General features: G+C 66.4%; 12 protein-coding genes. 6 read left to right on the forward strand and 6 right to left on the reverse strand.

Annotation, left to right across the window (positions count from 1 at the left end):
* Positions 1 to 14 precede the first annotated feature (14 nt).
* The 3 genes from N5D48_RS06850 to N5D48_RS06860 form a co-directional block, all read right to left on the reverse strand.
* Positions 15 to 1,256, reverse strand: a complete 1,242-nt coding sequence (locus tag N5D48_RS06850; protein WP_279882505.1) for a TIGR03862 family flavoprotein — start codon at positions 1,254 to 1,256, stop codon at positions 15 to 17.
* 149 nt (positions 1,257 to 1,405) lie between these two features.
* On the reverse strand, positions 1,406 to 2,320 hold the full coding sequence (locus N5D48_RS06855; RefSeq protein WP_279882507.1) for a histone deacetylase: 915 nt from the start codon (positions 2,318 to 2,320) through the stop codon (positions 1,406 to 1,408).
* A gap of 279 nt (positions 2,321 to 2,599) precedes the next feature.
* Entirely contained in the window at positions 2,600 to 3,286 is a 687-nt protein-coding gene (locus N5D48_RS06860; protein WP_279882509.1) for a histidine phosphatase family protein, read from the reverse strand.
* A gap of 184 nt (positions 3,287 to 3,470) precedes the next feature.
* On the opposite strand from N5D48_RS06860, the gene N5D48_RS06865 reads away from it, so the two are divergent.
* From N5D48_RS06865 to N5D48_RS06880, 4 genes are all read left to right on the forward strand, one after another.
* Positions 3,471 to 4,040, forward strand: coding sequence for a GNAT family N-acetyltransferase (locus N5D48_RS06865; protein WP_279882511.1), 570 nt, complete (start codon positions 3,471 to 3,473; stop codon positions 4,038 to 4,040).
* A gap of 91 nt (positions 4,041 to 4,131) precedes the next feature.
* Positions 4,132 to 5,001 carry an acyl-CoA thioesterase II gene (gene tesB, locus N5D48_RS06870; RefSeq protein ID WP_279882513.1) on the forward strand — a complete coding sequence of 290 codons (870 nt, stop codon included), beginning with the start codon at positions 4,132 to 4,134 and terminating at the stop codon, positions 4,999 to 5,001.
* Positions 4,998 to 5,588, forward strand: a complete 591-nt coding sequence (locus N5D48_RS06875; RefSeq protein ID WP_279882515.1) for an HAD family hydrolase — start codon at positions 4,998 to 5,000, stop codon at positions 5,586 to 5,588. Before tesB ends, N5D48_RS06875 begins: the two co-directional genes overlap by 4 nt.
* A gap of 171 nt (positions 5,589 to 5,759) precedes the next feature.
* A complete protein-coding gene (locus N5D48_RS06880) occupies positions 5,760 to 6,770 on the forward strand; it encodes an NAD(P)-dependent alcohol dehydrogenase (RefSeq protein WP_279882517.1) in 1,011 nt (336 codons plus the stop codon).
* A gap of 135 nt (positions 6,771 to 6,905) precedes the next feature.
* Here N5D48_RS06880 and N5D48_RS06885 read toward each other — a convergent pair whose 3' ends face one another.
* On the reverse strand, positions 6,906 to 7,799 hold the full coding sequence (locus tag N5D48_RS06885) for a GNAT family N-acetyltransferase (protein ID WP_279882519.1): 894 nt from the start codon (positions 7,797 to 7,799) through the stop codon (positions 6,906 to 6,908).
* 94 nt (positions 7,800 to 7,893) lie between these two features.
* Entirely contained in the window at positions 7,894 to 8,565 is a 672-nt protein-coding gene (locus N5D48_RS06890) for an FCD domain-containing protein (protein ID WP_279882521.1), read from the reverse strand.
* Between the two features lie 342 nt (positions 8,566 to 8,907).
* On the opposite strand from N5D48_RS06890, the gene N5D48_RS06895 reads away from it, so the two are divergent.
* Together N5D48_RS06895 and gudD are read left to right on the forward strand one after the other, a co-directional pair.
* Positions 8,908 to 10,236, forward strand: coding sequence for an MFS transporter (locus tag N5D48_RS06895; protein WP_279882523.1), 1,329 nt, complete (start codon positions 8,908 to 8,910; stop codon positions 10,234 to 10,236).
* Positions 10,237 to 10,252: 16 nt separating this feature from the next.
* Positions 10,253 to 11,608, forward strand: coding sequence for a glucarate dehydratase (gene gudD / locus N5D48_RS06900; protein WP_279882525.1), 1,356 nt, complete (start codon positions 10,253 to 10,255; stop codon positions 11,606 to 11,608).
* 197 nt (positions 11,609 to 11,805) lie between these two features.
* On the opposite strand, the gene N5D48_RS06905 is transcribed toward gudD, so the two are convergent.
* Positions 11,806 to 12,912, reverse strand: a complete 1,107-nt coding sequence (locus tag N5D48_RS06905) for a peptidase C39 family protein (protein ID WP_279882527.1) — start codon at positions 12,910 to 12,912, stop codon at positions 11,806 to 11,808.
* Positions 12,913 to 12,925 lie beyond the last annotated feature (13 nt).

A 12,925-nucleotide genomic window follows, 5' to 3' on the forward strand; every position in this document is an offset into this window, starting at 1 on the left:
GGTCCCGGCATTCTTCAGGCCAGGCGCGCCAGCCAATCCGCCGCCGCATTTCCCGCCCGCAACCCACTGGCGAAACACGCCGTCAGCAAGTACCCGCCAGTCGGTGCCTCCCAATCCAGCATCTCCCCCGCGCAGAACACCCCGGGCAGGTTGCGCACCATCAGCCCTTCATCCAACCCTTCGAAGCGCACGCCACCGGCACTGCTGATCGCTTCATCCAGCGGCCGCGCACGCACCAGTTCGATCGGCAGGGCCTTGATGGCGGCAGCCAGTCGCACAGGGTCGGCAAAGGTCGCCTGGTCGGTCAGCTCGCGCAACAAGGCCGCCTTTACTCCGTCGATCCCGAGCTGGCCGTGCAGGTGCTTGGCCATCGAGCGCGAGCCGCGGGGCTTGGCCAGGGCCTGGGCGATCTTGTCCACAGGCCGGTCGGGCAGCAGGTCGAGCAGCAGGGTGCCACGTCCGTCGCGGTGGATCGCTTCACGCACCGCCGCCGACCAGGCATACACCAGGCTGCCTTCCACGCCTTGGGCGGTGAGGATGAATTCGCCCTTGCGCGGTGCGGCGCCGGGCACGCTCAAGGCGATGTTCTTCAGCGGCGCGCCAGCGAACTTGTCCTTGAGCAGCTCGCTCCAGCCCTGCACCTCGAAGCCGCAGTTGCTGGCCTGCAACGGCGAGATATCCACACCCCGCTCGGCCAGCAGTGGCACCCAGGCCCCGTCCGAGCCCAGGCGTGCCCAACTGCCGCCGCCCAGCGCCAGGACCACGGCGTCGGCTCGAACCTGTAATTCGCCCTGTGGATAACCTATCCGCAAGGCGCCGTCGGCATGCCACCCCAGCCAGCGATGGCGGGTGTGGATAACCACGCCCGCCTCGCGCAGGCGCTTGAGCCAGGCGCGCAGCAGCGGCGCGGCCTTCATGTCGCGGGGGAACACCCGGCCCGAGGTGCCGACGAAGGTTTCGATGCCCAGGCCGTGAATCCACTGGCGCAGGGCCTCGGCATCGAAGCCGCGCAACAGCGCGTCGAGCTCGCCCTGGCGCTCGGCGTAGCGGCCGACGAAGGCCGGGTAGGGCTCGGAATGGGTGATGTTCATGCCGCCGACGCCGGCCAGCAGGAACTTGCGCCCCACCGAGGGCATGGCGTCGAACACCTCGACCGCCACCCCGCGCCGGGCCAGGGCCTCGGCGGCCATCAGGCCGGCAGGGCCGCCGCCGATCACGGCGACGAGGGGACGGGAAGTGGGGCGAGGATCGTTCATGGCGGGCGACAGGCTGTGGAAAAGACCGCGCATTCTACCTTAGCGGGCTATCCGGAAACACTGCTCAATAAATGATCAGTTCCTTGCAGCTCAGGTAGTTAAAGGGCTGGAGCCGCTTTCTCGCAGGTTATCCACAGGCGGTTCCACAGTCATTGTGAACAACCGATGACCCGTGCCGCGCTGTGATGGAGGATGCCGTGCCGTCGGGCCAGCGCCTCACGGTCCTTGCTGTAGCCGCCGCCGATCACGCCCATCACCGGAATGTCCCGGCCCAGGCACTGGCGCAGCACGTGCTCGTCGCGGGCGGCGAGGCCGGCATCGGTCAGCTGCAGGTAGCCCAGGGCATCATCCTTGTGCACATCCACCCCGGCGTCGTACAGCACCAGGTCGGGCTGGTACAACGGCAGCAGGTAGTTCAGTGCGTCTTCGACCACCTTGAGGTAGGCGGCGTCGTTCATCCCGCGCGGCAGGGGGATGTCCCAGTCGCTGCGGGCCTTGCGTGCCGGGAAGTTCTGCTCGCAGTGCAGCGACACGGTGATTGCTTCCGGGGTGTCGTGGAGGATGCGCGCGGTGCCGTCGCCCTGGTGCACGTCGCAGTCGAAGATCAGCACCCGGTGCACGCGACCGGCCTCAAGCAGGTAGCGGCTGATTACCGCCAGGTCGTTGAAGATGCAGAAGCCGGCGGGGTGGTCGTAATGGGCGTGGTGGGTGCCGCCGGCCAGGTGGCAGGCGATGCCGTGCTGCAAGGCCTGCTCGGCGGTCAGCAGCGAGCCGCCGACGGCGCGCACCGTGCGCCGGGCCAGGGCTTCGCTCCAGGGCAGGCCGAGGCGGCGCTGGTCCTCGCGGGACAGTTCGCCCTGCATGTAGCGCGCGATGTAGTCGCGGTCGTGGGCCAGGGCGAGGATCTCGCTGGGGCAGATTTCCGGGCGCAGCAGCGCGGCGTCGGTGGTCAGGCCACTGTCGACCAGGTGATCGCGCAGCAGGCGGAACTTGTCCATCGGAAAGCGATGGTCCGGCGGGAACTCAGGGCTGTAGTCGTCGTGGTAGATCAGCGGCAGGGGCATGGTGTCGGCGCGGTAGGGGCGAGAGCCGATCTTGCCAGGATTGGTGACTTCTGTGGGATGTTCAGACGCCTCGGCCTGGCGCGATCCCTGCGGGAGCGGGCTTGTCGGGGCGCCGAACCGCTGCGAACACGGGCGAAGCCCGTGCCATCCATCGCGTTGTCTGCTTCGCGGGTAAACCCGCTCCCACAGGTACTACGCCGCTCCTACACAGATCACGTCAGTTAAGAAATCTCAGCAAGACAGTTGCTCCCACAGGGCTGAGCAAAGACCGACAGCCGATCACCGGTTGGCCGAGGCCAGCACCCTTTGCCAGTCCGGCTCGTTCATGCGCCCGAGGATGCGTGCCTTGCCGCTGCCATCCACCGACACGAACAGCGCGCTGGCGTAGCCACTTTCACGCTCGCCACCGGGCACATGCTGCTGGCGGGCGAAGTGGTCGATGCAGCCGTTGTGGGTCACCAGCACAAGATTGTGCCCTGGGCGCTTGCGGGCCATGGCTTCGGCGGGGAACTGCTGATCGCAGCTTTCCAGCCAGTCTTCGCTGGCCACGGCCTGGCCGAGAAGGAAATGCGCGGTCTGGCGCGTGCGCAGCTTGGGGCTGCTGAGCAGGTCGGCATCGGCCAGTCCCAGTTGCCGCATGCCCAGGCCGACCCGCTGCGCCGCCTGGCTGCCAGCGACGGTGATGCCGGTCGAGTCGTCCAGGCACGGGCCTGGCGCGCTGTCGCAGCGCTCGGCGTGGCGGATCATGACGATCACCGCGCCCTCTTTCCAGTCCTGCAGCAAGCCGCTGTCGCTCAACTGTTGTTCATTGCCAAGGTTCACGATGTGCGTCCTCGTCACGAGCCATGTGCCGGCGCCGGCCAATGCCAGCAACAGGCCGATCGCGGCGCCGATCGTCGTGCGCGAGCGGCGCCGTTTGGGGCTGGCCAGCAGGGCTGGGTTGTGCAAGGTGGTGCTGGACAGCATGCGTCACTCCGATGGCAGTGCGGCGTCGACGATGGCCGCGGTGGTTGCCGGCATTCTCTGGAGTGGCCTGTTGGAGGGCGGTGAAGGCGATGTGAAAAAAGCATCGTGCAGCGAATGCGACGATGAAAGTTTCTACATCGTCCTACGCTGTAGACTGCCAGACCGCGATTTCGGAGCCGCACCGATGACCCCCATTCTTGAATTGGAAAGCCCACGCCTGGTGCTGCGCCAATGGCAGGACGACGACCTGCGCGAGTTCGCCGCCCTGTGCGCCGATCCCCAGGTGATGCGTTACTTCCCGGCGCCGATGAGCCGCGTGGAGACAGCCGCGTTGATCGGGCGGATCCGTGGCCATTTCAACGAGTACGGCTTTGGCCTGTGGGCCCTGGAGCGCAAGGACAGTGGTGCCTTCATCGGCATGACCGGCCTGCTCAACGTCAACTTCGACGCGCCGTTCGGCCCGGCGGTGGAGATCGGCTGGCGCCTGGCCCGCCGGCACTGGGGGCTGGGCTTCGCCAGCGAGGCGGCCTGGGCTTGCCTGCGCTGTGCCTTCGCGCAGTTGCACCTGGACGAAGTGGTGTCGTTTACCACCCAGAGCAACCTGCCATCGCAGAAAGTGATGCAGGCCATCGGCATGGTCCAGGACCTTGAAGGCAGTTTCGAGCACCCCCGCCTGCCCGTTGGCGATCCGCTGCGCCCACACGTGCTGTACCGCATCGACCGCGACCGCTGGCAACAGAATCTGCGCGGCTGAATAGGTCGCCATTCGTGCGACGGGACGAGTGGCAAAACCCTGTATCATTCGCCGGTATAACCGCGCCGAATTGCCTTGCCAGGAGAACCGCATGAGCCACGTACTCGACGATCTGGTCGACTTGCTGAGCCTCGAATCCATCGAAGAGAACCTGTTCCGTGGCCGCAGCCAGGACCTGGGCTTTCGCCAGCTGTACGGCGGCCAGGTGCTCGGCCAGTCGCTGTCGGCGGCCAGCCAGACGGTCGAGGATGCCCGCCATGTGCATTCGCTGCATGGCTACTTCCTGCGCCCGGGCGATGCCAGCATGCCGGTGGTCTATTCGGTGGACCGCGTGCGCGATGGCGGCAGTTTCAGCACCCGGCGCGTGACGGCGATCCAGAAGGGCCAGCCGATCTTCACCTGCAGCGCATCGTTCCAGTACGACGAAGACGGTTTCGAGCATCAGGCGCAGATGCCCGACGTGGTCGGCCCGGAAAACCTGCCGAGCGAAGTCGAGCTGGCCAGTGTCATGGCCGACAAGCTGCCCGAGCGCATTCGCGACAAGGTGCTGTGCGCCAAGCCGATCGAGATCCGTCCGGTCACCGAGCGCGACCCGTTCGACCCCAAGCCGGGCGATCCGGTCAAGTACGCCTGGTTTCGCGCCGATGGCACGCTCCCGGACATTCCGGCGCTGCACAAGTACCTGCTGGCCTACGCCTCGGACTTCGGCCTGCTGACCACCGCGCTGCTGCCCCATGGCAAGTCGGTGTGGCAGAAGGACATGCAGATCGCCAGCCTCGACCACGCCTTGTGGTTCCACCGCGACCTGCGCGCCGACGACTGGCTGCTGTACGCCACCGACAGCCCGTGGGCCGGCAACGCCCGTGGCTTCACCCGTGGCAGCATCTTCAACCGCGCCGGGCAACTGGTGGCCTCGTCCACCCAGGAAGGCCTGATTCGCCACCGCAAGGACTGGGCATGAACCTGCGTGACATCCGCCACTGGGTGTTCGACATGGACGGCACGCTGACCGTCGCCGTGCATGACTTCGCGGCCATTCGCGAGGCGCTCGGCATCCCGCCCGACCATGACATCCTCACTCACCTGGCCGCCTTGCCGGCGGCGCAGGCCGCGGCCAAGCATGCCTGGTTGCTGGAGCACGAACGTGACCTGGCGATCGCCTCGCAGGCCGCGGACGGCGCGGTGGCGCTGGTACGGGAACTGGCCGCGCGCGATTGCCGGCTGGCCATTCTTACCCGCAATGCCCGTGAGCTGGCCCATGTCACCCTGGAGGCCATCGGCCTGGCCGACTGCTTCCCGGTCGAGCATATCCTCGGCCGTGACGAGGCGGCGCCCAAACCCAGCCCGGACGGGCTGTTGCAGATCGCCCAGGCGTGGGGCGTGAGCCCTGGTGAGATGGTGATGGTCGGTGATTATCGCTTCGACCTCGATTGTGGCCGGGCCGCCGGCACCCGCACCGTGCTGGTCAACCTGCCGGACAACCCATGGCCGCAGTTGGCCGACTGGCATGCGGTCGATTGCCGGGCGCTGAGGGCGTTGCTCGGCTGACGGCGCTATCGTGGGGCAAGCCCGCTCCCACGCATCCATTGGACTGCCCCGAGAAGCTGGACATCGATCCAACCCTTGGGGGCAGTCCACATCGAGGGAGCGGGCTGGCCCCGCGATCGCCCAGACCTGTCTAAGCTGACTGCACCTTTTCCCACGATGGAGACGTCATCCATGAGTACCAAGGCCATCTACGTGCTGCCCGGCGGCGGTTACGACAAGGTCCAGGTCGGCACCTGCGAAACCGCCGCGCCCAAGGCGGGCGAGATCACCGTACGGCTGCACGCCAGCTCCCTCAACTACCACGACTTCGCCGTGGTCAGCGGCATGTGGGGGCCGAGCGAGCGGCGTATCCCGATGGCCGATGGCGCCGGCGAAGTGATCGCGGTGGGCTCAGGGGTCAGCGAGTTCAAGGTCGGCGACACGGTGGTCAGCACCTTCTTTCCCGACTGGCTCGACGGCCAGGCCGAAGTCGAAGGCTTCGCCAGCGTGCCCGGCGATGGCATCGACGGTTACGCGCGTGAACAGGTGACCGCGCGCGCCACTTCGTTCACCCTCGCGCCCAAAGGCTACAGCCACGCCGAGGCGGCGACCCTGACCACCGCGGGCCTCACCGCCTGGCGCGCGCTGATGAGCGACGACCATCTCAAGCCCGGCGACAGCGTGCTGGTGCAGGGCACCGGTGGCGTGTCGATCTTCGCCCTGCAGTTCGCCAAGCTGGCCGGCGCCACGGTGATCGCCACCTCGTCCAGCGATGCCAAGCTCGAACGACTCAAGGCCCTCGGCGCCGATCATCTGATCAACTACAAGAGCACCCCGGCCTGGGGCGAGCAGGTGCGCCGGCTGACCGACAACCGTGGCGTCGATCATGTGATCGAAGTCGGTGGCCCGGCGACGCTGGAGCAATCGATGATCGCCGCGCGCATTGGTGGCCAGGTGTCGCTGATCGGCATCCTCACCGGGGTGGCCGGGCAGTTGCCGCTGGTGCAGGCACTGGTGCGGCAGATCCGCCTGCAGGGCGTGCTGGTGGGCAGCCGCGCCCAGCAGCAGGCGATGGTGCGCGCCATCGATGCCAACGGCATGCGGCCGGTGGTGGACAAGCATTTCGAACTGGAGCAGATCGTCGAGGCGTTCAAGTACCAGGAGAGCAACCGGCATTTCGGCAAGATCTGCCTGACCTGGTGAGCCGAGCCTTGCAGGTTCACCCGTTGAGTCAGCTTGACCCTGTGGGAGCGGCTTTAGCCGCGAAGCAAGCGATGCGGTGGATGGCACCGGCTGCGCCGGTGTTCGCGGCTAAAGCCGCTCCCACAGGTCCCTGCATCAGGTATGTGACAGTAACGGGAACATCAGCGGCTGGGCCTCGAGGCCTGTCTGTGTCGTACCCCAGACGAACAGCGCATCATCGTTATCCACAACCCGCGTGGCGAACCCGTCGCCGTGCAGCGGTGCGAACCCCAGCACCACCTCTTGCGTGCGATCCGTGACCAGCTCGGCCAGCACGTCGTGCAGCGCCAGCGCGCGCGGGCAGAACACCTCGACCAGCACCATCCGTTCACCGTCGTGTTCCACGACCACATAGGCTTCGTGCCGTGCCGAGTGGAACAGGGCCTCCCGGTAAGGCCCGTCACAATAGAACATGGTCAACGGCACATTCGGCATGAGGCTCAATCGCGCCTGTGGACAACTCTTTTTCACCGCGTCGATGAAGCGTTGGCGTTGTTCGCCATCGTCCAGGTTCACCGGGTGGAAGGTGTTGGTCTTTGGTTGTGCCGACCAGGGCTGGTAGTACTCATGTTCGATCACTCGATGGAAGCCGAACTTTGGATAGAGATCGAGCACGGTGCTGTTGGCGAACAGGTACAGCAGGTCGCATTGGCCTGCCCAGCGCTGCACCAGCACTTCCATCAGGTAGCGGCTGTAGCCACGGCCTTGAGCCTCTGGAGCGGTCATCACCGTACCGATCTGCACACCGCGCAAGCGCCTGCCATCGAGGGTGAAGTCCAGCAGGTTGGCCGACGCATTGGCCAGCATCTTCCCGGCTCGTACCAGCGAGCAAGGCTGGTTGCCGTCCTGCCAGAACCCCGCCTGGTACCAGGTTTCGAAGTCGAAGCCGTAGGTCTGGCGGGTGAGGGCGTTGAGTTCGCCGCGCAGGTGCGAATCGTCGCGGTAGCGCTCGACCAGTGCGAGCGTGGGGTCGTCGAGGATGATGGCCATGGCATCCATGCCTGTCGCTGAAGTGATGGTGAAGGTTAGTCGTTGCAGCGCTGAAAAGTTGTAAGGGTTTGTGCCACCTCGATCATGACCGCCTTCAGTCCGGTACCAGACGATCCCGGCTGTTGGACAGGTGCAGGCACATGGCCGCTCGTGCCGCGTCCGGGTCCTGGCGGCGAATGGCATTGAGGATCGCCTCGTGTTCCAGGTTCGCCAGGTACGCGTGCCGGGCCAGGCGGGCACCGGCGCGCTCGGCCTGGGCGATGCGATTGCGCGGGATCAGCGCCGTGCCCAGGTGCGCCATCATCTCGCCGAAATACAGGTTGCCGGTGGCCTCGGCTATAAGCAGGTGAAAGCGTCGGTCGGCTTCGATGCAGCTGTCGCCGGCGGCTGCCAGGTCCTGGTAGTCGTCCAGCGCCTGGCGCATCTGCGCCAGCTGGCGCTCGTCGCGGCGCAGGGCGGCGAGGGCGGCGGCCTGGCCTTCCAGGCCGAGGCGCAACTCCAGCAGGTCGCGCACGCTGGCCGCGCTTTCCGGGCCAACCCGCAGCCCGGGCTGGGCCTGGCGCTCGATGACGAAGGTGCCGATGCCATGACGGGTTTCCACCAGGCCGGATGCCTGCAGTTTCGACAGCGCCTCGCGCACCACGGTGCGGCTGATGGCGTGATCGCGCACCAGCGCGTTTTCCGAGGGCAGTCGGTCGCCCGGTGCGTAGGTGCCGAGGAGGATCTGCTGGGTGAGGCGTGAGACCAGGTCGTGGGCGCGGGACATCGGAGGCTCTCTGGTGAGGGGATGGCGGGTGCGGCCCGATCGCGGGGCAAGCCCGCTCCCACAGATGGCGTGGGCCAGCCTTTCGATAGCCAATCTACTTGTATGACAAGTTCTGCACAAAGAATTTTTTGATCTGGAAATTGGCAACCGATTGCCAGCTTCAACTTTCTCGTTTGTGGATTTTTTGCCGATTTTATACAGGTATTCGCTTGTATTTTCGGATTTACCTGAAAAATTGTCGTTGTCGTACAACCTCCTCGGGAATATGCTCTTGCTCACCTGGAGGTCAGACAACTCTGTCCAGCACCAGCCCCCCAATAAAAACAATGAGTGGGAGCCCCCATGAACGACACCCTAGATCCGTCTGCGCACACGCTTGCCAGTGCCGTGGCCAAGGTCAAGCGCCATGTCCTGCCGCTGTTCGTCATCATGTTCATCGTCAACTACCTGGACCGCGTCAACATCGGCTTCGTCCGCCCGCACCTGGAGAGCGACCTGGGCATCAGCGCGGCGGCCTATGGCTTCGGCGCCGGCCTGTTCTTCATCGGCTACGCCCTGTTCGAAGTGCCCTCGAACATGCTCCTGCAGCGGGTCGGCGCGCGCCTGTGGCTGACCCGCATCATGTTCACCTGGGGCCTGGTGGCCACGGCCATGGCCTTCGTGCAGACCGAGACCCAGTTCTACGTGCTGCGCTTTCTGCTCGGGGTGGCCGAAGCCGGGTTCTTCCCCGGTGTGATCTACTACTTCACCCGCTGGCTGCCGGCAGCCGAACGCGGCAAGGCCATCGCCATCTTCCTCAGCGGTTCGGCCGTGGCTTCGCTGATCTCCGGCCCCCTGGCCGGTGCGTTGATGCAGATCCAGGGCATGGGCCTGCACGGCTGGCAGTGGATGCTGTTCATCGAAGGCATGGCTTCGGTGGTGCTGTGTTTCTTCGTGTTCTTCTGGCTCGATTCCAAGCCCCACGACGCCAAGTGGCTGAGCCGTGCCGAGCAGGATGCGCTGGTGGCGGCGATCGACCAGGAGCAGCGCGAGCGCGAGACCGGCGGCGCGACCAAGGTATCGGCCTGGCGCCTGCTCAAGGACCGTCAGATCGTGCTGTTCTGCCTGATCTACTTCTGCATCCAGCTGACCATCTACGCCGCCACCTTCTGGCTGCCGAGCATCATCAAGCGCATGGGCGAGCTGAGCGACCTGCAGGTCGGCTTCTTCAACTCGATCCCCTGGCTGATCTCGATCATCGCCATGTACGCCTTCGCCGCCTGCGCCAGGCGCTGGAGGTTCCAGCAGGCCTGGGTGGCTGCGGCCCTGCTGGTCGCGGCATGCGGCATGTTCATGTCCACCACTGGCGGCCCGGTGTTCGCCTTCGTCGCGGTGTGCTTCGCCGCCATCGGCTTCAAGGCTGCCTCGTCGCTGTTCTGGCCGATTCCCCAGGGCTACCTGGATGCGCGTATCGCGGCGGCGGTGATCGCCTTGGTCAACTCGGTGGGCAACCTCGGCGGCTTCGTCGCGCCCACCACCTTCGGCCTGCTGGAGCAGCAGACCGGCTCGATCCAGGGCGGCCTGTACGGCCTGGCGGTGACTTCGGTGCTGGCCGCCATCGCCGTGTTCTTCGTGCGCATGCGCCCCAAAGGCGCGGCGTCCCCTGACTTCAAGGCCGCTTCGGCCAACTGACCCCGCGAGAGACTCCATGAACATGCAGACAACCCCACAGGCTCACCTCGGCACCCCGGTGGTCACGGATTTGCGCGTGATCCCGGTGGCCGGGCACGACAGCATGCTGCTCAACCTCAGCGGCGCCCACGGCCCGTTCTTCACCCGCAATGTCGTGGTGCTGCTCGACAGCGCCGGCAACACCGGGCTGGGCGAAGTGCCCGGGGGCGAGAAGATCCGCCAGACCCTGGAGGATGCCCGGGCGCTGGTGGTCGGCCAGCCCATCGGCCACTACCAGCGGGTGCTCAACGCCATGCGCGAGACCTTCGCCAACCGTGATGCGGGCGGGCGAGGGCTGCAGACCTTCGATCTGCGCATCACCGTGCACGCGGTCACCGCCATGGAGTCCGCCCTGCTTGATCTGCTCGGCCAGCACCTGGGCGTGCCGATGGCCGCGCTGCTGGGCGAGGGCCAGCAGCGTGAGGCGGTGAAGATGCTCTGTTACCTGTTCTACATCGGCGATCGCCAGCGCACCGACCTGGCCTATCGCAACGAGGCCAATGCCGACGACGCTTGGCTCCGGCTGCGCCATGAACAGGCCCTGACGCCGGAAGCGGTGGTGCGCCTGGCCGAAGCCGCCAAGGCCCGTTATGGCTTCAACGACTTCAAGCTCAAGGGTGGTGTACTGCGCGGTGAAGAGGAGATGGAGGCGGTCGTCGCCCTGGCCGAGCGCTTCCCTGATGCGCGTATCACCCTTGACCCGAATGGCGCCTGGTCGCTGAAGCAAGCCATCGCCCTGTGCCGCGACAAGCACCAGGTGCTGGCCTACGCCGAAGACCCTTGCGGTGCCGAGAACGGTTACTCCGGGCGTGAAGTGATGGCCGAGTTCCGCCGCGCCACCGGGCTGCGCACCGCCACCAACATGATCGCCACCGACTGGCGACAGATGGGCCACGCGATCCAGTCCCAGGCGGTGGACATCCCGCTGGCCGACCCGCATTTCTGGACCTTGCAGGGCTCGGTGCGGGTGGCGCAGATGTGCCATGACTGGGGCCTGACCTGGGGTTCGCATTCGAACAACCACTTCGATATCTCCCTGGCCATGTTCACCCAGGTGGCCGCCGCCGCGCCGGGCGAGATCACCGCCATCGACACGCATTGGATCTGGCAGGACGGCCAGCGCCTGACCCGCGAGCCGCTGCGCATCGTCGAGGGGCATGTGCGCGTGCCCGAGCGGCCGGGGCTGGGCGTCGAACTGGATGAAGACCAGCTGGCCAAGGCCCATGAGTGCTATCGCAACATGGGGCTTGGGGCGCGCGATGACAGCGTGGCCATGCAGTATCTGATGCCGGGGTGGACCTTCGACAACAAGCGGCCTTGCCTGGTGCGCTGAGGCAGAGCTGCGCCGGCCTCTTCGCGGGCAAGCCCGCTCCCACAGAGAACAGGGGCTGGTTCCAGCACCTGTGGGAACGGGCTTGCCCGCGAAAGGGCCGGTACAGTCCCGGCAACTTTTCCCGCTGCCACTGGCCTATGGCCTGGCGTAGGCAGACGCCCGTGCAGCATCGCCCCGGTTCGCCGGGGCTTTTTCGTTTACGCCGCCATTGCGTCCCGCGCATGCACCACCACCGCCGCCCGCAGCTTGCGACCACCGAACAGGCTCATGCGCTGGAACTCCTGGTGGCTGACCGGCAGGTGCTGGCAGTCCAGGGCCTGGCGATGGCGACCGTGGTCGATGTCAGGATCGTGCAGATACACGAAGTCGTCATCACAGGCGGTGACCAGTACCCAGTGCGGCGCCTTGCTCCCGGTCAGCCGGTAGTTGCTGATCAGTACCAGCGCCAGGCCGCCTTCGGCCAGTACCCGAGGCAGGTCGGGCGCCGGCCGGGCGATCGTCACGTCACTGCCGTGCAGCTCGGCGCAGAAGTCCTCGTGGACCAGGCGCATCACCTCCTTCTTCGCCGGCTGGCGCACGCCATCGAGAAACAGCGGCCCTTCGGTGTTGACCTGCAGGCGTACACGAAAACCCCGGCGCCAGGCGGCCAGTGCCAGCCCGTGCGGGCTGCAGCCGCCGTGGCCGGAGGTCATGAACACCGTGGTCGCCTCGCGCCACAGGCGCAGTTCCTCGTGGCGCGTGGGCTGGCGCTGCGGTTGCAGGGCCGCCATGGCCATCAACAGACAGGCCGGGCCGCAGGTGAAATCGGTGGTCTGGGCGTAGTAGGGGACCGGGCGCGACTCGACGGTCGGGCGCTGGAGGATGCGCTTCTCGTAGCGCAGGGCGCTGGCGTGGTCTTCGTAGTAGTCGTCCACCAGCGCGAAGCGCCGGTAGCCGTGGCGTTCGTACAGGGCGATGGCTGATGGGTTGTCGATGCGCACTTCCAGGCGCAGGTAGGCGCGCTCGTGCTCCAGCGCGCAACGTTCGGCCTGTTCGAGCAGGCGGGCGCCCAGCCCCTGGCCGCGCGCGGCTTCGGCAATGGCAATGGAATACAGCCGTGCCAGCGAGGTGCCGCGATGAAACAGCAACAGCGCGTAGCCCATCAGCTGGCCATCGCGCTGGGCCACCAGCAGGCTGGCATTGGCATGGGACAGCATCCAGCGGAAGCTGCGTGGGGTGAGCCGGTCCAGGGCGAAGCACTGGTTCTCCAGCGCCAGCAGGTCCGGCAGGTCATCAACGGTTGCCAGGCGAAATTCGATATGCATAGAGCCGCCGTAA

It is taken from the genome of Pseudomonas sp. GD03858 (assembly GCF_029840925.1).
Lineage (GTDB): Bacteria > Pseudomonadota > Gammaproteobacteria > Pseudomonadales > Pseudomonadaceae > Aquipseudomonas.